The following is a 21,263-nucleotide window of genomic DNA, read 5'->3' on the forward strand; positions in this document are numbered from 1 at the left end:
GGTTAATGAATTCTAAAGAGCCTCGCGAATTGCGGGGCTTTTTTTTGTCTGTGACTTTGTACGCTTACTTCTTTATGATTCCAGCTCACTCAAATCAATGTTGAAAAGGCTCGTGGTTGATTTTTGTTGGATCATTAAGGATGTTAGTTTGTTATGTATTTATCGAACAGAGCGGAAATATTAGAAGAAGAAAGCCGCATATTTGCTCATTCTGTGACTCAGTGTGATTTACACCATCATGATGCCCATGAATGCTTATGGGTGGTAAAAGGTCGAATTCGAGTTCAGGTGATGGATGAAATACTGCTTTTGCAGGAAGGCGATGTTTTATTTATTAATAAAGAATTGCCTCACGCCACTCAATCTACCGAGGATGATAATTTAGTGCTTTGTCTACAGCATAACTTTGCTGGAGTGGCTCTGGATACTTGCCCAATGAAAGCATGGAGTTTGGTTCAGAAAAATATGCTGCCAACGATTAAGCGGCTGATGGCGCATTTGTGGTGGGAGCACTACTACAAGGCGGATCATTGGCAACAGGCACAAACAAGTTTACTTGCTCAATTTGGCTTGCTGTTTGCTCGTTACTTTCCTTCGACTAATGCAATTAGAGAGGACTCTCTTGAATCTACTTTATTGATGAATGACCTGTTGCGTCAGATTACATTGCGTTACCAAGAGCATCTATCTCTGTCCTTGTTAGCAGAGGAGCGAGGTTTGTCGGAAGCCTATTTAAGCCGGTATTTTAAAGCCAAAGTAGGCGAGACTTTTCTACGCTATTTGACCCTTTATCGATTAGAAAAAAGCTTGTCAGATTTGGCACAGAAACCTAAAAAAGCCGTATCAGATATCGCTTTTGATCATGGTTTTCCTTCTGTAAAAGCCTTTAATATGGCATTTCGCCGAGAATATGACTGTACGCCAACGGAGTTTCGTCTTAAGCGGGAGTCGGTAAGTTTAGTGAGTGTGGGGCAAGCCTATGCGGGAGTAGATGTAGTACTTTTGAAACAACGAATTATGCCGTGGTTGGATAGGCAGTTTTTGTATCTTTAGTAAAAGGTGATTTTTTTTAAGGTCAAAAAACGGCTACTGAGCAGGTCAAAAATCGGATAGCACACTTGATATTAATTCCCATAATGAAGCAAAACAATAAATACAATTAAGGTTTCATTATGAAGAAGTTGTCGTTTTTCGATAAGGTTAGTTATGGCTTTGGTGACTTAGCCAGTAATGTGGTGTTTACTGCTGTTGGCACCTATTTGATGTTTTTTTATACCGATGTGTTCGGGATTTCTGCAGCTCTCGTCGGGACATTATTTTTTGTTACGCGAATGTGGGATGCCATATCTGATCCAATAATGGGTATGATAGGTGACAGAACCCAAACTCGATTTGGTAAATTTCGTCCCTATTTACTCTATGTTCCTATTCCACTGGCTATTGTTGCTGTGCTCACTTTTACGACGCCTGATATGGATGAATCCGGCAAAATCATTTGGGCATTTGTGACCTATATTCTATTGATGACACTCTATACAGCCATCAATATCCCATATTCCTCTTTACCAGCAACCATCTCGGATAGCTCAGTAGAGCGTGGTCAAATGGCTTCATTTCGCATGGTATTGGCTTTTACCGGCGCATTATTGGTCAATGCGAGCACGTTACCGCTTGTTGAATTTTTTGGTGATGGCAATAAGCAGCAGGGCTTTCAGTACACCATGATATTGCTAAGTGCTGTCATGGTTGTAATGTTCTGGCTGTGCTTTTCTCGCGTCAAAGAGCACGTTCCAATGATCAAACAACGTTCTTCTTTGAAGGATGATTTTGCCGTGGTGATCAAAAACCGCGCTTGGTGGGTGACTATTTTAATGGGCATCCCATTGTTTACCTTTACCATTATGCCGTTTGCCGTAGGTATGTATTATTTTACTTATATCGTAGGCGATACAAGTAAAGCTGGAATGTTCTTTACTATGGCTAGTTTAGGAATGATCGCTGGCTCGGCGTTGATGTCTCAGTTAGTGAAGCGCTATTCAAAAAGGAGTTTGGTAATTACTGGTGCCTTGTTGAGTATGTGCTGTATTAGTAATTTATATTGGGTTGACCCATCTAATATGTATTTGATCTACGCCGTTATCTTTCTTAATCAGATGTCGAAGGGGATTGCCGCTTCTTCTTTATGGGGACTCGTTGCTGACACTGCTGATTATGTAGAGTGGAAGTCTGGTCGCCGTGTGGTTGGTTTGTCTACCAGTTCTGCGACCTTCTCTCATAAATTTGGTATGGGGTTAAGTGGCGCCTTAGTCGGTATTGGGTTGAGTTTTGCTGGTTATCAAGCAGGTGTTGAGCAAACTGCAGAGTCTGCTCAGATGATTTTACTTTTCATGAGTCTGATTCCTGCTTTTGGCGCTGGGTGTATTGCTGTTATTGCTTACTTTTATCCGATCACGCGAGAGGTAGAAGACACAATGCAATCTGAATTACGTGCGACTCGTGAAGCGAACCGAGCAAATTAAAGAATACTGAGATTTTATTATGAATGAATCATTCCGTAATGCACCGTTTTTTCTGGGTGACACTGAGCTTACTTGGGTGAATACAACATATTCAGAGCTAACGTTAGAGCAAAAAGTAGGGCAACTGTTTAATCTTATTGTTAGAGCAAATTCTGCAGAAGAGTTATCTCTTATTGATACGATTCAGCCTGGTGCGGTGACTAAGTTTGTCGGGCAAGATCTTGATACCGAAGTAAAGATGATGAATCAGCTGCGCAGTCATTCTGTCATTCCGCTTTTGGTGAGTGGTGACCTTGAAGGCGGTGGCATGAGCTTTCCTTTCGGTGCTCAAGTGCCAAACCAGCTTGGTCTTGCTGGGTTGAAAGATGAGAGTGCGGTGGAATATTGTACCCAAGTGATTGCTCAAGAAGCTAAATTGCTTGGCATTAACTGGTCATTTACTCCGGTTGTTGATATCAACGCTAAGTTTCGTAGTGCTGTCGTAGGTACACGATCATACGGTAGCGATGTTGATGTTATCGAAAGTATGAGTCGCTCGAATATTACTACTTTCCAAAAAAACGGTATTGCAGCAACGGCAAAGCATTGGCCGGGGGAGGGGTTCGACGACCGAGATCAGCATCTAGTCACCACAGTAAATCCATTAACTATGTCCGAATGGGAGGAGCGTTATGGACGACTTTACCGTAGTGCGATTGACAATAATGTGATGTCGATTATGTCCGCTCACATTGCTTTGCCTGAATATGTAAAGGCTCATGAGGGCAACGCAGCAGAGTGGTGGCGTCCGGCAAGTGTTAGTAAGCTGCTCAATGAACAGCTCTTGCGTGGAGAGCTGGGCTTTAATGGTTTAATTGTCTCAGATGCTACTGTGATGGCGGGTTTGAGTAGCTGGACGAAACGTGAAAACGTGGTTGCTGAGATCATTGAAAACGGTTGTGACATGCTGTTGTTTTGCAAGGACCCAGTCGAAGATTACGCTTATATGCTTAAAGCCGTGCGTGAAGGTAGAGTATCTGAAACACGTTTAGAGCAATCTGTTATGCGAATCTTAGCGATGAAAGCCGCTTTGGGCTTGCACGAAAAGCAAGAGGAGATTAGTTCTAGTAAATTTAATGATCTGTTGGCATCGGATTACGCGGACCGAATTCCCGAGTTGAATCGTCGCACGGTGCATTTGGTAAAAAACCGCGATGATATTTTACCAATCAATTTAGAGCGTCATCAGCGTGTGTTGGTTGTTTCTACTGGTATTCGACATGTTTTTAGTCCTATTCCTGCGCCATTAAGTGTGGCTAACATGCTGAAAAATGAAGGCTTTGAAGTCACAGAGTTTCAAACAGGAATGGCATTAAACGTGAAAGAGTATGATTTGTTACTCTATCTTAACGCTGATGAATCTATGTTGGTGAAGTCGCATATTTATATTGATTGGATGGTACTACATGGCGGTTTTGGTAATGCCATGTATCGTCCGTGGGTCGATATTCCGACGGTAATGGTGTCTTTTGGTCATCCTTATCTTTTGTACGACGCGCCTAAAGTGCCAGTATACATTAATGCCTATAGCCCTTTATTGGAGGTTCAGAAGGCGGTCGTAGAAGGCTTGTTAGGACGGTTAAGCTTTAATTCTAATGCTGCTATTGATCCTTTCTGTGGGTTAGAGCAACTACGTTATTGATTGATAATTAGCTTAATAAAAAGAGTCTGTGAGATTAATGTGCGCAGGCTCTTTTTTTGTTTGCTGACTTTGTGTGCGAACTCGCTTATGATGGTCCGTTGTGGTGCAAATCCACCGCTCGAATTGGAAAGAGTGAGTGTTATAAAAACAAGGAAGGTTTCCTGCTAGAGCAAATTCCCCTTCCGTTATACTTTTTTACACACTGGAAAAATTTCTGAAGCAAGTCGTAGGTAATGAGTTTACTTACGGCTTTTTTCTATTTTAAGTAATAGGTTAGACCAAGATAAAGAATAGGTAGATTATGATGCAAAGACCACAAATAACCATTTCATCATTAGATGCTGTGAGACTTGAGAAGATACTGGATTCACTAAGTTATTCGCAATTCCCCAACAAAGATGATTTACAGGAGGAGATTAATCGCGCCGAAATTGTTGAGCCACGAGATATGCCTGACAATATTGTGACGATGAATTCGACTGTAACATTTAAAGTCTTATCTTCTGAAAAGGAATTTTCAAAAACCTTAGTATATCCAAAAGATGCTAATGGCGCTGAAGACACGGTTTCAGTTTTAGCACCTGTTGGCAGCGCGTTACTTGGTCTAAAGGAAGGAGATCAAATTGATTGGCCTAAGCCAAATGGTGATGTGCTGTCGGTAGTTATTATGAAGGTAGACTATCAGCCTGAACGTGCTGGTGAGTTCCAACTTTAGGTTTTTTGGTTGGTTAGTGATCAGTTTTTGGTAATAAAAATAACCCCTTGCGTTTGACGCTCGGGGTTATTTTTTTAGTCTTGCCTGATACCGTTAATTTACTTTGGTTTTATGCTTTTCAGCAGATTGCTCAAGGCGTTCTTTTATAATAGGAGCAATGGCATTTAGCGGTTCAGAATCAAGCATATCTTGATGTCGACATGAAATGTTATGAGTTTCTATTTTACCTGTGATTCTTGAGGCCCAGGCATTGGATTGGTGCTCAAGAATATTGCCCATTGAGCCATTCACACTATCTTCAGCGACAAAAAACAGTAAATCTGCATCCACCTTTCCAGGTTTGAAGCGCCCCGCCAGCGTTAAATTGTTTTCGATAATAGTTTGAATTTTGTCCATAATATCCGCTTGGTTTTTTTGGATGTCTTGAACCACAGACATGGACGAATCATCATAATCTCGCCATAACAACGACGCTAACTCTTCTTTGTTAATTGGCAGCTTTTCCAAAGTGTTGAGGTCATAGCCAAGGAAAAGTAAGGCGGAGCGCACAATATCTGCTTCATTAGTGGGTTGCTCAAAACCAATCTTGTATGGGTAGCTGTCTAACATACATAAAAAAGATACTGTTTCATCTTCTGCTTGTAGCTTCTCAGCAATAGCGTGAGCAACCAGACCACCAAAGGACCAGCCTAGAAGGCGGTATGGTCCTTTTGGTTGCACGTTTTTAATTTGCAATAAATACTCTTCTGCCATTTCTTCTATGGATTCTGGCAAGCGCGCTGCATGGCGTAAGCCCGTAGCTTGCAGTCCATATAAAGGAGTGGGTTTTGGTAAATGGCGCAGTAAGCCGGCGTAACCCCAAGAAAGTCCTAATGCTGGATGAATACAGAATAGGGGAGATTCTGAACCGCTTGATTTAATTGGTAGCATGCTAATTAAAGGGTCCCAATCTTCGCTTTTACTTAGGTAATCAGAAAGATCTGCAATAGTAGATGCTTTAAATAAAACACCTAATGGCACTTCAATTAACAAGTTCTTCTGTATGTGATTCAAAATCCGCGTTGCTGAGATGGAGTCACCACCAATTTCAAAGAAATTATCTCGTATACCAACAAGCGTAAGACCTAAGGTTTCTGCCCAAAGGCTAGTGAGCATTTCTTCAAGTTGATTTCTTGGTGGTTCATATGTATTAGAAGCTTGCCATGTTGGCATGGGTAAGGCTTTACGATCGACTTTTCCATTTGGTGTTAATGGCATCTCATCCAAGAGCATAAAGTGAGCTGGCACCATATAGTCAGGTAACACATTGATTAGCTGGCGACGAAGTTCGCTGGTATCAAGGTTGCTATCAACTGGTATTACATAGGCAACCAGTTGCTTATCTTCGTTCGGCGACGTTTGAGCTACAACGATGGCTTGAATGACTTCGCGACATGCCAATAATGCAGATTCAATGTCACCAATCTCGATACGGAAGCCGCGAATTTTAATCTGATGATCATCTCGACCTTGGTATTCTAATACCCCATCTTGGCGCCAGCGTGCTTTATCTCCCGTGATATATAGGCGGCTGCCTTTTTTGCCATATGGATTAGAGATAAACCGCTCATTTGTTAATTCAGGGCGATTGTAATAACCCAGTGCTAAACCATTACCAGCAATATATAAGTCACCTGTCACGCCTACCGGAACAGGTTCCATAGCGTGGTCTAAAACATACATTTGAGTGTTTAGCAGAGGTCTGCCAATAGGAGGGTGACGCAGGTCTGTTGGTTTAACCAGTGGCATAATACTCGACCATATTGTTGTCTCTGTTGGACCATATAGGTTTACAACAGGATGCCCCAAGTTTGACATGATTTGAGCCAGTTGACCTGGTAATGCTTCGCCTCCTACCAAAGGCCGAATGCCTTTTAGTTCATTACTGTATGTCGGTAATAATGCCTGCCAAAGCGACGGCGTAGCTTGAAGTAAAGTTACACCTTCTGTCACCGCTAGCTCTGTTAAAGCCTGTGGATCACGAACGGTTTTTCTATCCGCAATCAGAACCGATGCTCCAACCGTAATAGGCAGGAATAACTCTAAGATAGAAATATCGAATGAAATGGTCGTAATAGCCAGAAATTTGTCTTCGCTAGTAAGATCGAGTTCTTTTTGCATAGCGCATAAGAAATTTATTAAGGCTTTATGTGAAATTTCTACACCTTTTGGCCGACCAGTAGATCCAGAAGTATAGAGAACATAGGCAGGATTGTTTCCTTGAATTGATAAATTAGTAGGATGAGAAACATTGTTGTCTAAGGAAATGTCAGAATGTGAGTCATCGATTAATAATATCGGCAGATTAACTTTGGGTAACTGTCCAATAGCACCATGGCAGCTGAGTATTAGTTTCGGATTTGCATCCTCAACTATGCCGCGAAGACGCTCTTCGGGAAAGTCAGGATCCAGTGGTAAATACGCAGCTCCAGCTTTTAGTGTACCCAACAAAGCGACAAGCATGTCCGTATTACGTGTGAGTGCAATAGCAACTAAATCGCATGGGCAAACCTGTTCTTTTATTAGCTTATTTGCCCAAGCATTAGAAAGTGCATCAAGCTCTGAATAGTTTAAAGAGTTTTGTCCAGAGGATACTGCGATGGCATTTGGGGTACTGATTACTTGAGCATTAAATGCTTCGACTACGGATTGTTGTGAGATAGAGCAAGCTGTATCGTTCCATGTATGCAGAATTTTGTAGCGCTCACTTGCCGACAACAATGTTGCCTTACTGATAGGATTGGTAGGTGCCAATACCATTGAGTCTATTAGGCGTTCAAACTGTGCTAAATGGTTTTCTAGTTCTTGTTCTGTGTAACGTGTAGGGTTCGCGTCAAACTCTACTTTTAGACCATTATTGTCATGTCTGTCGAAGATAAAAACAGTAAGATCATCGATCAAGGCATTACTTAGGTTATGCAGTGAGGTCGAGCAATTTCCAAATGTTAAGTCATAATTAAAAGGTTCAATGTTAACCCCTAGTGAGGCAATCTGCTGACCAGCAGACATTAGGCCGAGTTCACGCTTTAGGTCTTCATATCGATATTGTTGATGACGTAATGCTCTGAGCACGACTTTAGATACTTGTGCTATTAACTTTTCCAATGTGGTTTCAGTAGATAAACTCAAGCGAATAGGCACAGCGTTTGCCATCATTCCAGGTGTACTTCGTTGCAATCGTTGGACTCTTGCGGTAACAGGCATTGCAAAAACTAAATCATTTGCTCCTGTCATACGATAAAAATACGCAGCCACTAAAGCGATTAGTGTTTGTGGCAGGCTGGCATTGACTTGTTGCCCAATAATAATGAGCTTACTAGTCAATTCTTGAGATAATGTTAGAGGTTTACGTAACTGCTTTTTATTCTGAGAATGATCTATTCTCTGAGAAAGAGACGTAGTTTCAGGTAAGTTGATAAGGTTTTCTAGCCAGTACTGACGATCTTTTTTATAGCGTTTGGAAGATTTGTATTCATGTTCACTTTCGACAAGAGCAGCAAGAGAGCCAAAAGGATTAGGACCTGCATCGAGATTGTTTAGTAATGCATTGTATATTTCAGCGAGTCTTAGCGTGAGCAGGTTCCCTCCGAAACCATCGAGTGCAACGTGATGGCAGCGGTGGTACCAGTAATGATGGTTTTCGCCCAGCTTAATTAGAGCACTACGCCACAAAATATCCCCTGGATTGGAGAGTGGCTGCATCATGTCATCCGTCATCCATTTTATTGCTGTTTGATGTGGATTTTCTGTAGAACTAACGTCTGATAAAAAGAAATAGCCTTCATTTGTTTGATGGATAATCTGGATAGTTTTATCGTCTTCTTCGACGATTCGGCTGCGAATGCAGTCAGCTTCACTGATAAGTTGTTTGATAGCGGAAGTAAAATGAACTGCATCTATTACACCTTTTATTTCAAGGTATTCGGCAATATTAAAGGCAGCATCTTGAGGCGCTAGTTTTTGGGCTATCCATTGTCCACGCTGAGCGGTAGAAAGGGGTAATGCAAATGATTGTTGAGATATAGGTTCTTGTGAACCATAGCAATTGTTATGACTTTTAATCATTTGTTTGCTCCTGCAAAAAACGTCATCCATGTGAGATCTATGATTATTACGTGCTAAATTTTTACTTAAATTAACATAAGTTGGCTTTAGAATTAAGTCTATTAAATGAAATTTACATATATATGAATATATAAGTTGAAAGTATTTTTTATATTGTTTTTTAATTGCAGCCTTAACTAGAAAAAGCAATATTTTTGTTTTTGATGTGACTAGTTACTTGCAGAAAAAGCAGTACGCCTGACAGAATGCCAAAGCCTGCTAGCCCTGACCAAATCCAACCATGATTTATATTTGTCGAAGATAATAGCCAACCTGTGCTGATATTGCCTATAAAAGCGTATAGACCACCCACACAAGAATACAAACCATAATGACTACCTAGTTCCTTAGCGGAGCAAAATTTAGGGACATAAGCCCCTAAAAGTGGGAACACTAACATAGAGCCCAGACTAAAAAATATCGCACAAATTATGAAAGGTAAGGCTGGTAGCCATGGTAGGCTAAGGTTGAGCCATAGGTAGCTAGAACCCATAATCGCCATACCTAACCCTATACCGCGAGCCGTTCCCAAGTGGGATTCCACGAAACGGCTTACGGGCATTTGCATTAAGACTCCCATAATAGAAGATGTCGCGAAAACCCAAGTAATGATACTGACATTTTGCGTGACTACACGGATTTCATGTGGAACAGCAATGTAGAGCTGATGGAACAATAATTGATACACTGAGGCGCATAATACAAATTGCATAAAGGTTTTGTGCTTGAGCATATGGCTCCATTGCTTCCAGAAGTGCGAATGGGCGTGTGCTGTATTCTTTTGTGATTCCAACTCGGGTAGAAAACGCCACTGTACAGCGAGTAGTAGTGTAAATAGACCAGCTGAAATGATGCCAACTAAAGCGAAATCGAAATAGAGTAAAGATAAGCCTACTAATGGACCAAGTAACATCCCTGCACCAGACATTAAATTCTGCAGGGCGAATACTTTATCTCTGGATTTTTGTTCGGGATATTCTGAGGCTAAATAGGCTTGACTGCTTGGTGTAAAAAGTGCGCCAGCAAAACCAGAACAAAATGCCCCTAAGATTAGGATGGGAATAGTCTGACCAATTCCTAATAAGGTAAAGCCAACTATACGAACTGCACAGCCTAATAATATTAAGCGTTTGTAGCCTAATCTGTCGCCTAAAGTACCACCGACTAAAAACATACCTTGTTGGCTTAATACTCTAAGCCCAATGATCACGCCAACATACCAACCACTGATGCCTAAATTATGCTGCAAATGATCGGCTAGGTAGGGTAGCAGCATGTAAAAACCAAGATTGAAGGTGAAACCATTTATCACCAATACTCGTCCCGCAGGAGATAGTAATTGCCAATCTTTTATCAGGTGTTTCGAAAGCATGATGTGGTTAATTTAAGCCTTTATAAAATATTAATATGAAGCAAGTGCTTGTTTATTGCTATTCACTCTGACTGGGTGTTTAGAAAGCGCCTTCTGCGACTTTGATTGCTTGTTCTTTTGGTTCTTTGTTCTTGATGATAGGAGTAGCTATGCGATTGTTTCGGATAGTTCGAACAAAAGGAATGCCTGCGGCGTCTTTGGTAATGTCGGCCTCAACGTTATAAACATTTTTTACTAGCGATGGTGTCAGTATGTTGTTTGGGTGACCGTTAGCAATTAATTTTCCATCTTTAAGAACCAGTAGATTATCGGCATATTGAGCTGCAAGATTTAGGTCATGAAGCACCATTATAGTTATCCAACCTTGTTCTTTTGTTTGAGCATCTAGATGATCAAGAAGGACTTGTTGGAAATGAAGGTCTAATGCGCTGACAGGCTCGTCTAACATGAGTATTTGAGGTTTTCTCATTAAGGCTTGAGCAAATAAAATCATTTGGCATTGACCGCCACTGAGTTTATTTACTGGGCGATCTGCTAGATGCAAGAGGCCAATTTTATCAAGTGCTGATAACGCTTCTTTAATAACACTATCATCTAATCGAAAACCTAGAGCGTTTAATTGCCCAAGTAGAACCACTTCTAAAACACTTAACTCTACATCAAGACGAATATCTTGAGGCATATAACCAAACTGCTTACGCCAGTGTGGTAATTGTTTACGTTGTAAGGTCTCGTTTGCAAACGTTATTTCGCCAGATTTTGCGTGAATATCGCCAAACAAGGTTTTTAACAACGTACTTTTCCCTGTGCCATTAGGGCCAATAATAACGTTGACCTTGCCAGGTTCTAGGTCAAATGACATGTCTTTTGCCAAAACAAGGTCATCTAAAACGACATTGAGATTGTGTACTTGCAGCATAGATTAGCGCCTTTTACCTAGAATCAGCCAAAAGAAAAAAGGCACACCAATAATGGCAGTGACAATACCGATTGGGAATAGTGCACCAGGGACGATTACTTTAGATAACACTGATGCGCTAGAAAGCAAAAAAGCCCCAATAATGAAAGAAAGCGGTAAGAAAAAACGCTGGTCTTCTCCGACCAAAATCTTGGCAATGTTAGGTGCTACGATGCCGACAAAGCCAATAATGCCTACGAAGCTTGTAACAGTCGCTGTCATGACGGCAACGATCAGTAAAGTCCGCAATCTAAGCCGAGTAATATTGACCCCGAGACTTTTAGCTCGCTCTTCTCCTAAGCGTAATGCAGTCAGTTTCCATGCATCGCGTATTAAAAAGAACATACAGATAACGGTGACACTTATGATAATTGAAAGGTTAGACCAAGAGGCCTTTGATAAACTGCCGAAGAGCCAAAATAGAATCTGTTGGCTAAGTTCTGGTGAGGAGATAAATTGTACGAGAGACAATAAAGACTGGAAAAGAAATAATAATGCAATACCAGCTAATATAAGTTGACCTGAACTGATGTGTCTCATGGTTGCTAGAGCGAATAAAAATGTCGCTGCTAACATGCAACAAACGAATGCACCTAGCGGAACCGCAATATCGGTATTCAATCCCAATGATCCAAAATACAACATTAAAGCCGCACCAAACCCCGCCGCGGCAGCCATGCCTAATGTATAAGGACTTGCCATGGAATTATTGAGTAGGGTTTGCATTTCTGCTCCACCGACACCTAATACGCCACCGACTACGACAGCCATTATGGCAATCGGAAGGCGTAAATTAGATACAATGACTTGTGTCGTTGCGTCTACTTCAACAGGAAAACCTATCAGGTTGAGTAGAGCATTGGCAACATCTCTTACATTTAGCAAGGATGGGCCAGTTGCTATATCCAACACAAAAGAAAAAACAAGAATGATGAGCAGGATGCTGATAACGGACCATCGACGCTTTTCGCTACGTCGTTGGTTTGAGACAGCATCAGAAATTAAGGCTGATTGCATTATTATTTACCAGTAATTTGTGTGCTTTTGCTGTGATGCTTAAATCAAGCTGTGTAATTAATAGCAGCACTTCGAATATCCATATTTTAGACGTTTAACATCAATACCAAGTCTTTGTGATGGCCAATCTGCCAATGACACAATGAAATAAAGACTCATAAATAAGCCTTTTTTGTTGAGAATTGTTTCCGTTTGGCATCTTACGGATAGATGAGAATTAATCAAGAACTTTGTTAGGATTTAAAGCGCATTTAAGAGTCATTACTATATACAATAAAAAAACAGGCCTATATTTGGTTAGACCATCGCATAAAATACTTTTTAGATATGGTTCTATGACTGAAAAGTCACAGCGCTTTCTTTTCTTCATAGCCCATCCTAAGCTAACAATATTTTTTATGATGTTTTCTGTTCTTGGTAGAGTGATTACGTAAAATTTACAAATTGTTAGTCTGTATATCAATTGCAAGTGATTCTCATTAAGTTTATATTTACTCTTGATAATGGTTATCATTACAAGGAGTTTTTATGGACACCACCTTCCCAGAATATGCTGATACGTTTGCATTGAATCATTCTCAAAATGATTTATTTTTATTCAATTCGAATTTTAATCTTGTGCGCGCAAATGGCATTAGCCAGCGTCTTACTATTCCAGTTCTTGCTAATACTTTTCATCACGACGTTCAGGCTGTATTCAAAAGAGAGAAAGCTCAAGGGAAGAATAATCCTATTTTGGTTGGGGCTATTCCATTCGATATGAATCAGGCTGCACAACTGGTAGTGCCAGAATGGTACGAGAGAGTAAAGCCCCTAGATCGTACCTGGCCGTCATTTGTGGACAAGGATTTTGTTCATCATGTGTGTGAGCATAGTTTTGGTCCAAGTCATGTGGATTTTTTAGACATGATAGAGCAGGCGTTGTCTATTTTTGAAAGCGGTCCTTTAAAAAAGGTGGTGTTATCCAAAATACTGAAATTAACCTTAGACAGAAATGTAGACGTTCCTCGTTTATTGGCCAATATCATGGCGCAAAATCCAAGTGCTTACCATTTTAGTGTTCCGCTTGAAAATAGTGTTTTGATTGGCGCTAGTCCTGAATTACTCATTAGAAAACAAGGTAATAAGATATTTTCCAATCCATTGGCAGGGTCGGCTAAACGTTTTGATAATGCCGATGCTGATCGGCAAGCGGCGAAAAGCCTCTCTAATTCTAAGAAAGATCACTATGAACACAGGCTTGTTGTTGATGCGATTCGAGCCTCTTTATTGCCTGTTGTCGAACGCCTTAATGTGCGGGAAGAGCCTAGCCTGATTTCAACGCCAACAATGTGGCATTTATCAACGGACATTGAAGCAACTCTGCCTGCTGTAAACCCTCCCTCGGTATTCGATCTTATAAAGCAAATACACCCAACACCAGCAATGTGTGGCACACCAACCTTACAAGCACAGCATCACATTGAAGATCTGGAGCCGCACCAACGAGGCTTTTTTAGTGGCTTAGTTGGCTGGTGTGATGCAGAAGGCAATGGTGAGTGGGCTATAGCGATACGTTGTGCAGAAGTATCGGAGAATAAGGTGACCTTATTCGCTGGCGCTGGTGTTGTGCCAGATTCAAACCCAGAAAGCGAGTGGTTAGAAACCAGCGCAAAAATGCGCACCATGTTGAATGCATTTGGAATAAAGGAAGATGTGATATGAGTATTGTTTTTACGCCTTGGCCAGAATCGTTTGCCAAAAAATATCGAGAAAAAGGTTATTGGACTGATCGTCCATTACTGGACCTAATTGATAATGCACCACAAGAAAATGTTGCTGTTATTTGTGGTGAAAGGTCGTTGAGTTATCAAGACCTGTGTTCTCAATCTAGGCGATTAGCTGTTTATTTTCAGGAGCTTGGTTTACGAACTGGAGATACCGCATTGGTCCAGCTTCCTAATATTGCTGAGTTTTATGTGGTGTTTTTTGCGCTTATGCGTCTTGGTGTTGCTCCTGTTAACGCATTGTTTAGTCATAACAAAATGGAGTTAACCGCTTACGTCACACAAATTGCACCAAAGATTATTGTCGCCAGTGACGAACATGCTTTGTTTCATGATGGTGCTTTTTTCAACACATTGAATGTATTGTTAAAAGAGTTACAGCACGCTTTGATTGTTGGCAAATCAGAATGGGCTGAGACCCTCGAAAATATACTTGGGTCATCGACAAGTACATTGTTAACAGCAACACCAAGCAAGGCAGATGAGGTGGCATTCTTTCAGCTTTCTGGTGGCAGTACAGGTACGCCAAAGCTAATCCCAAGAACCCACAACGATTACTTTTTTAGTGTGCGTCGTAGTACTGAAATCTGTCACTTTACAGCCACTACAAAGTATCTGTGTGCGTTGCCTTGTGCTCATAATTTTCCTCTTAGCTCTCCTGGAGCTTTTGGTGTTTTTCATGTTGGCGGGTGCGTAGTTATGTCGCCAAGTCCTGATGCGAATACGTGTTTCGAGTTAATTGAACGTCATCAAGTGACTGTCGCCGCTTTGGTTCCTCCTGCTTTGGCTCTGTGGCTACAAGCGGCACCGTCTAATAATGCGTCTTTATCTTCTTTGCAGCTAATGCAGGTTGGTGGTGCAAAACTGAGTGAAAGCCTTGCTCGACAAGTGCCGAAAATACTGGGTTGTCAGTTGCAACAGATTCTTGGTATGGCGGAAGGTTTGGTGAACTACACCAGGCTGGATGATGACATTGAGACAATCGTAACTACTCAAGGGCGTCCTATGTGCTCGCTTGATGAAGTGAAAGTACTTGATGCCGAGGGCGAAGAGGTCGCTGCAGGGGAAATAGGCGAGTTGGCTACTCGTGGCCCATACACCATTCGTGGTTATTACAATTCGCCAGAACATAATGCCAAGGTGTTTGATGAGGAAGGGTTTTATCATTCGGGGGATTTGGTATGTCGTAACAATAAAGGGTATTTGACAGTAGTTGGGCGTGATAAAGATCAAATTAATCGCGGTGGTGAAAAGATTGCTGCAGAAGAAATAGAAAACCTTTTATTAAAGCATGAGTTGATTATGCACAGTGCGCTTGTCTCTATGCCAGACAGTATGATGGGAGAAAAAAGCTGTGCTTTTATTGTTCCTAAAGTGGTTAGTCATGGCATGAAAAGTATCTCTTTGCGTAAATATCTAAGAGGCCTTGGTGTGGCTGACTACAAAGTGCCTGATCGGTTTGAATTTATTGATTCTCTTCCCCTTACTCCTGTTGGCAAGCCTAATAAGGTTGCATTACGTGAGTTGATACGTCAGCGTTTACAACATAATTTACAGCTTACTTCTCAGTTAGATAAAACACTATAAAAGGACTTTATATGAGCATTCCAACGATACCGTCTTACTCAATGCCAACTGCTGATACGTTTCCCAATCAAAAAGTAAACTGGGTATTAGAGCCGAAGCGTGCCGTGTTTTTGATCCATGACATGCAGGCGTACTTTCTGCGCTTTTACGACGCTGATTCGGAACTGATTAAAACCTTGAAACAAAACCTTGCCGCTATCAAAGCCTATTGCCGAGCCAATGATATTCCCGTTGTGTATACCGCGCAGCCCAATGACCAGAAACCGCAAGACCGTGCTTTATTAAATGATATGTGGGGAAGTGGCTTAAATGATTTTCCTGAGTTGCAACAGGTTGTGAAAGAGTTGGCTCCAGACGAAAGTGACACGGTTTTAGTAAAGTGGCGTTATAGCGCATTTCATCGCTCTAACCTTCAAGAACTTATGCAGAGCTGGGGACGCGACCAGTTATTGATTGGTGGTGTTTATGCACACATTGGCTGCATGATTACGGCAGCTGATGCGTTTATGCGTGATATTCAGCCTTTCATGATAGGCGATGCATTGGCGGATTTTAGTGAGGGAGAGCATAGACAGGCACTAACCTTTACAGGTGGAAGAACTGGTCGAGTGATTTCAACAAAAGAGGTGTTGATTGCAACCGATATTGTGGATACTGGCTTTCGCTATGAGCAGTTAAAAGCGCAAGTTTTTGCCTTCCTTGATGACGAAGATATCCAGGAGTTTGATGCCAATGAAGAGTTGATGGATTATGGCCTTGATTCGATTCAAATCATGTCATTGGTTACCAAATGGAAAGCGCAGGGAATTGAGGTTTCTTTTCAGGAATTGGCTAGTGCTGCAACGCTAAATGGCTGGTGGCACCTTATTCAAAGCAAAAGAGAGTGTGCAGCATGATCAATCCGCTCGATTTTTCAGGGAAAACAGTTTGGGTAACCGGTGCTGGTAGAGGAATAGGGTTAGAAGTTGCGAACCAATTTACCCAATTTGGCGCAAAGGTTATTGGCTTTGACTTGTCATTTGATAATCAGTCTTATGATTTTGATTGTGTGATACTTGATATTAGCGATGAAAGTGCGGTTTTACAGACGATTCAAAACGTATTGTCAGATTTTCCACGCTTAGATGTGCTGGTTAATGGTGCAGGAATATTACATTTAGGGGGCCTTGAAGAAACCAGCTTTGAGGGTTTCAAACACTGCTTTAACGTCAATGCTGGTGGTGCGTTTTTAATGATTAAGCATACGACTCCGACGTTTAAGCGTCAGAAAAGTGGGGCGATAGTAACCATTAGCTCGAATGCCGCAAAAGTACCGCGTCAGAATATGGCGGCTTATTGTGCATCAAAAGCCGCGTTATCTGCACTAAGCTATACTGCAGGTCTAGAGCTAGCGCCTTATGGTGTTCGGTGTAATCTGGTGTGTCCGGGTTCTACTGATACGCCAATGCAACGAATGCTGTGGACCAATGATGATGCTGAGCAAAACACTATTAACGGTTTTCCCGAGCAATATAAATTGGGTATTCCGTTAGGCAAAATAGCTCAGCCGAGCGATATTGCTCAAGTGGTATTATTCTTTGCTTCTAATATGTCGAACCATATCACTATGCAAGACATTGTTGTGGATGGTGGTGCGACGTTAAATGCTTAATTTATAATTGAATAACAATTGATTGGACTATTTATAAAAGAACCAAAAAGGCGAATCATTTCTGATTCGCCTTTTTGGTTCTTTGCGTTATTCCTAATTATTACATGCGGTAGGTAGCGCTTAAGCCGATAGTGCGTGTTTGACCTACAGAGGCGCGTACTGATCTTCCTCCACTAATTTGGTAAATAATGTCTTCGTCAGTTAGGTTCTTAACATAACCATCTATGGTTAGACTGCCATTAACGTACTGTATGCGAGCATCGGTACGGACATAGTCACCTGCTTTGTAGTCTTCGTTGTTATCTAAATCAGAGTAGTATTTGCCAACATAAGTTGTGTCCGCTCCAAAGGACCAGTTTTCACCAATATATTGAGTGAAGCCTAGGCTTAAGTTTGTTTCAGGGGCGCTAGGAAGGTCATTTCCTTTTGAGGATTCATAATTGTCAATTTCGCTTCGTAGCAAACCAATAGAACCGCGTACTTGAAGATCATCGGTAGCCCAAGCGGTGGCTTCCACTTCTAAGCCGTATGTGTGTGCTGAATCAATGTTGTTGATTCGATCATTATACATGGCTTGATAATCAGAGTAGTCATTGTAGAACAAAGAGGTATTTAATGTAGTGCCATTTTCGAATTGACTTTTGCTGCTCACTTCGTAAGCAATAACCTCTTCGCTATCATAAGTATAGAACTCGCGTGTTGAGTCCCATTGATAAGCAGAACCGCCAGGGCTGTAGCCTTTACGAATGTTGGCGCCTAATGTTGTGGTATTTGATATTGCATGTGTTAAACCGATTTTTGGTAGGAGGTTTGTTTCGCTATCGTCGTGATCAACATCGGTACGGCCATCATTGACAATAAAGCGGTCTGCTTCTTCTCTTTCTACTCGAGCACCACCAATCAAATTTGTTTTCTCAGTTAATGCATAGCTTCCTTCACCGTAGAATGCCAATGTAGTGGTGGAGGTGTCGTTGGCTGTGTACCAGTCTTGACCACGGTAAGTGATGTCTGTATCAGCGTCTTTTTTTGACACGAATAAGCCAATGACACCTGTTAGTTTCGCGTCAGGTTGATTGAAGATGATACGGTTTTCAATCGTTGTGGTATTTTTTGTTATGTCGAGTAGGGTTGTCCCAGGATATTCATCAAAGCTTACTTTGCTTTTGCTATAGGCGATATATAAAGCGTTACTGATCCCATCACCTAGATCGTAATCGATGTCTATTGCAATTGCGTCTGTTGTTGAATCTTGTAGACGTGTATTGCGACCACCACTTCCTAAAGTCATCAGTGGCCCAGAAAAGTTATTTTTTTCATCATTTGCCCAGCTTAAGTACTCTCCTTCATACTTGTGATGTTCAACGGTTAATTTCGTAGTTAAGTTCGGGTTACTTGCAGGCTCCCAAAGCAATTTTCCGCGTACATTGTAGTTTTCTGCATCGTTGACGTCGGGGCCAGTGTCTAGCTCATTGTTTTCTTGAGCGTAGTTCATCCAACCTTCGCCCTTAGTGCCATCGAGTGTAATACGATATGCCAGCTCATCGTCAATTAAGGCACCTGATGACATCGCTCCTAAGTTGTATTTCAGATTTCCGTTTTCGTAATGTTCAAGTCCGGCTCGTATAGCGGACTCATTGGTAAAGGTCGGGTCGTTCGTTTTTATTACCACTGCGCCTGCGATCGAACTGGTACCTTGGGTTGTAGATTGTGGGCCACGTAAGACTTCCACTTGCTGGGCGTCCCAGACACCACTTGGCGTGAAATTATAGCCAGACCAATCTTGGGTTCCACCATCAATTACGGTAGAGACGCGAGAGCGTGCGCCAGTGATCAAGGCGTAACCACCGGAAGCCGCTCCGTTACCACTCATTCCTCGAATCGCGACATTACCAAATGCAGAAGTGACGACGTTTGGTGCTTGCGTTGCTAGTTCTTTTACCTCTTTAGTTTCGCCACTAGCAATATCTTTACCATGAATAATGGTAACGGCTGTTGTTGTTTCTTTAATGTCTTTGTCGATTTTTTCACCAGTAACGACCAAGGCTGGTAATGCATTAACCTCTTCCGCGAATGCATTTGATGAAACACAAGCCGCATTAATGCTAATGACCGCTAGGGCGACGGTAGATAGGTTGCTTGGGAATTGAACTGATGGTTTTTTCTTTAAGAGAGACATGCTATTCCTTTTTGCATTGTTAAGTAAATGTTTGTTAATATTATTGATAACGATAATGATTCGCAATAGTATTTAAGCGTATTTTTGAAATAAAGGATGAATGTGTTGAATCAGGAATCTGTGTTGCCAGTTTGGTTGGAATATTTTGGTGTTTGCCAAGAACAGGTTGGCAGCAACGTTTGGTGGCAAAGCGTCAGTTCTACAGGTATGCCTTTTATAAAGGAGGAAAGTGAGCAAACCAGCTCAGTGTTGTTTGTCTGGCAAGATCCTCAAGGAAATGAATATGAATCAAGCATTGCTGGTGTGTTGCTTGATGTTAATTCGTTGACAGACCATCACAGTTGGGAACCTGTTTGCTTACATCGAATAAGTGGTACGGATGTGTGGTTGGGAGAGTTACAGGTCGATTCTAGCTGGCGAGGCAGTTATTCCTTTATTCCGATCGAAAAGCACCAGTTGCCAGATTCTGTGCGACAAACGGGCGATGGTTCTAGAGAAGCGCAACGTGCTTGGTGGATGTCTGTTGCCGTTAATCAGATTTCTGATCCATTAAATCCATTACCTGAATTGGTTTCGGGGTGGGGGATAAGTTCACCGCTTCATCTTCCTAAAGCCACAACTGCATTGGGTTGGCAGGAATGGGATCGTGGGGAGTTGAATGCTATTCCGGTGAGTCGAGTTCATGCCATCAATTGGTCTTCAACTAATCTGGGTAATCAGCGAACAGTTTGGCTTTTCTCGACTGCAACTAGTGACGCACCATTGGTTATATTGCTTGATGGACAAAAATGGGGAGCGCCAAGTGGCACGCTATCGGTTCTCCAGTATTTAACAGATACCTTTAAAATAGCATCTGCTCATTATCTTTTGGTGCCTTCAATTGATGGGCCAACTCGCTGGAAAGAGCTGAGTTGTCATCACTCTTTTTGGCAGTCTTTGTTAGATGAACTTTTGCCAATAGTAACGTCAATGCTTGCAGTAGACGATTGTTCTGTTACTGATTTTCTTGTTGCTGGTCAGAGTTTAGGTGGGCTTTCTGCTTTGTACGCAGGTATTACCTTTCCAAAGTATTTTTCTAAAGTGATTAGTTTATCTGGCTCCTTTTGGTGGCCAGAAGACAGTCGGATGCGAGCACCTAATGATACGACTTCTAGTGACGAATGGATTAAGAATGTACCTGCAAATAGCCTGGCTGACCAAATCCTAAAAAATCAAATAAGCGTTTCTCATTTACAAGTTTTTTTGAATGTGGGAAGTGGCGAAGCAGATATGTGCCTATATAACGAAGCGACTTATCGAGCGATTCGGCAAAAAGGTGGTCGGGTGCATTACGAGGTAGTTTGTGGTGGGCATGATTGGTTGTCATGGCGCTCAGGCCTTATTGATGGTTTGCGACATTTAATGCCAGCTAGATCCTAACTTTATTGAATTAACAGGGAGTAAAAAATGAGTAATGAAGTAATTAACCCATTTGAAGATGATTCATTGGCGTTTTTGGTCTTGGTGAATGCACTGAAGCAGCACAGTTTATGGCCACTTTTTAAGGCAATACCACCAGGTTGGCAACAGGCTTTTGGACCGAGTTCTCGTGAAAATTGTCTTGAGTATGTCGAAACGAATTGGACGGATATTCGCCCGCAAAATTCCCCTTCACTTTCTAGCGGTTCTTAAAGAAGTT

At 41.7% G+C, this 21,263-nt stretch carries 15 protein-coding genes; 10 read left to right on the forward strand and 5 right to left on the reverse strand.

Translation table 11 applies throughout. The features are described from left to right. The first annotated feature begins 153 nt into the window (after positions 1–153). The 4 genes from B6N13_RS21630 to rnk all read left to right on the forward strand — a co-directional run bounded on the left by B6N13_RS21630 (position 154) and on the right by rnk (position 4,915). Entirely contained in the window at positions 154–1,053 is a 900-nt protein-coding gene (locus tag B6N13_RS21630; protein WP_169460578.1) for an AraC family transcriptional regulator, read from the forward strand. 119 nt (positions 1,054–1,172) lie between these two features. Then, positions 1,173–2,519, forward strand: coding sequence for an MFS transporter (locus B6N13_RS21635; RefSeq protein ID WP_169460579.1), 1,347 nt, complete (start codon positions 1,173–1,175; stop codon positions 2,517–2,519). Between the two features lie 19 nt (positions 2,520–2,538). Next, complete coding sequence (locus tag B6N13_RS21640; RefSeq protein ID WP_169460580.1) at positions 2,539–4,200, forward strand: glycoside hydrolase family 3 N-terminal domain-containing protein; 1,662 nt, start codon at positions 2,539–2,541, stop codon at positions 4,198–4,200. Positions 4,201–4,501: 301 nt separating this feature from the next. Beyond that, positions 4,502–4,915, forward strand: coding sequence for a nucleoside diphosphate kinase regulator (gene rnk / locus B6N13_RS21645; protein ID WP_012069327.1), 414 nt, complete (start codon positions 4,502–4,504; stop codon positions 4,913–4,915). A 93-nt stretch (positions 4,916–5,008) separates the two neighbouring features. Here the strand turns inward: rnk and B6N13_RS21650 are convergent, their stop codons facing one another. The 4 genes from B6N13_RS21650 to B6N13_RS21665 form a co-directional block, all read right to left on the reverse strand. After that, on the reverse strand, positions 5,009–9,019 hold the full coding sequence (locus tag B6N13_RS21650; protein ID WP_169460581.1) for a non-ribosomal peptide synthetase: 4,011 nt from the start codon (positions 9,017–9,019) through the stop codon (positions 5,009–5,011). A gap of 172 nt (positions 9,020–9,191) precedes the next feature. Further along, the gene (locus tag B6N13_RS21655; RefSeq protein WP_169460582.1) at positions 9,192–10,430 is read right to left on the reverse strand and encodes an MFS transporter; all 1,239 of its coding nucleotides are present in this window, start codon (positions 10,428–10,430) and stop codon (positions 9,192–9,194) included. Between the two features lie 79 nt (positions 10,431–10,509). Next, the gene (locus B6N13_RS21660; RefSeq protein WP_169460583.1) at positions 10,510–11,349 is read right to left on the reverse strand and encodes an ABC transporter ATP-binding protein; all 840 of its coding nucleotides are present in this window, start codon (positions 11,347–11,349) and stop codon (positions 10,510–10,512) included. Between the two features lie 3 nt (positions 11,350–11,352). Then, positions 11,353–12,405, reverse strand: a complete 1,053-nt coding sequence (locus B6N13_RS21665; RefSeq protein WP_012069331.1) for an iron ABC transporter permease — start codon at positions 12,403–12,405, stop codon at positions 11,353–11,355. 528 nt (positions 12,406–12,933) lie between these two features. On the opposite strand from B6N13_RS21665, the gene B6N13_RS21670 reads away from it, so the two are divergent. Genes B6N13_RS21670 through dhbA form a run of 4 tightly spaced genes read left to right on the forward strand, consistent with a single transcriptional unit; the run spans position 12,934 to position 17,409 of the window. Further along, positions 12,934–14,109 (forward strand): isochorismate synthase, encoded by a 1,176-nt coding sequence (locus tag B6N13_RS21670; RefSeq protein ID WP_169460584.1) that lies wholly within the window; start codon positions 12,934–12,936, stop codon positions 14,107–14,109. Continuing rightward, positions 14,106–15,758 carry a (2,3-dihydroxybenzoyl)adenylate synthase gene (locus B6N13_RS21675; protein WP_169460585.1) on the forward strand — a complete coding sequence of 551 codons (1,653 nt, stop codon included), beginning with the start codon at positions 14,106–14,108 and terminating at the stop codon, positions 15,756–15,758. The genes B6N13_RS21670 and B6N13_RS21675 overlap by 4 nt, the downstream gene beginning before the upstream one ends. 11 nt (positions 15,759–15,769) lie before the next feature. Next, positions 15,770–16,654 carry an isochorismatase family protein gene (locus B6N13_RS21680; RefSeq protein WP_169460586.1) on the forward strand — a complete coding sequence of 295 codons (885 nt, stop codon included), beginning with the start codon at positions 15,770–15,772 and terminating at the stop codon, positions 16,652–16,654. Continuing rightward, positions 16,651–17,409 (forward strand): 2,3-dihydro-2,3-dihydroxybenzoate dehydrogenase, encoded by a 759-nt coding sequence (dhbA, locus tag B6N13_RS21685; protein WP_169460587.1) that lies wholly within the window; start codon positions 16,651–16,653, stop codon positions 17,407–17,409. Before B6N13_RS21680 ends, dhbA begins: the two co-directional genes overlap by 4 nt. Before the next feature lie 100 nt (positions 17,410–17,509). On the opposite strand, the gene B6N13_RS21690 is transcribed toward dhbA, so the two are convergent. Next, positions 17,510–19,585 (reverse strand): TonB-dependent receptor, encoded by a 2,076-nt coding sequence (locus B6N13_RS21690; protein ID WP_169460588.1) that lies wholly within the window; start codon positions 19,583–19,585, stop codon positions 17,510–17,512. Positions 19,586–19,690: 105 nt separating this feature from the next. Here B6N13_RS21690 and fes point away from each other — a divergent pair, with 105 nt between their 5' ends. After that, the gene (gene fes / locus B6N13_RS21695; protein ID WP_211172975.1) at positions 19,691–21,004 is read left to right on the forward strand and encodes an enterochelin esterase; all 1,314 of its coding nucleotides are present in this window, start codon (positions 19,691–19,693) and stop codon (positions 21,002–21,004) included. Between the two features lie 27 nt (positions 21,005–21,031). After that, complete coding sequence (locus B6N13_RS21700; RefSeq protein ID WP_169460590.1) at positions 21,032–21,256, forward strand: MbtH family protein; 225 nt, start codon at positions 21,032–21,034, stop codon at positions 21,254–21,256. Positions 21,257–21,263 lie beyond the last annotated feature (7 nt).

This window comes from Marinomonas sp. UCMA 3892 (assembly GCF_012726345.1).
Taxonomy (GTDB): Bacteria; Pseudomonadota; Gammaproteobacteria; order Pseudomonadales; family Marinomonadaceae; genus Marinomonas.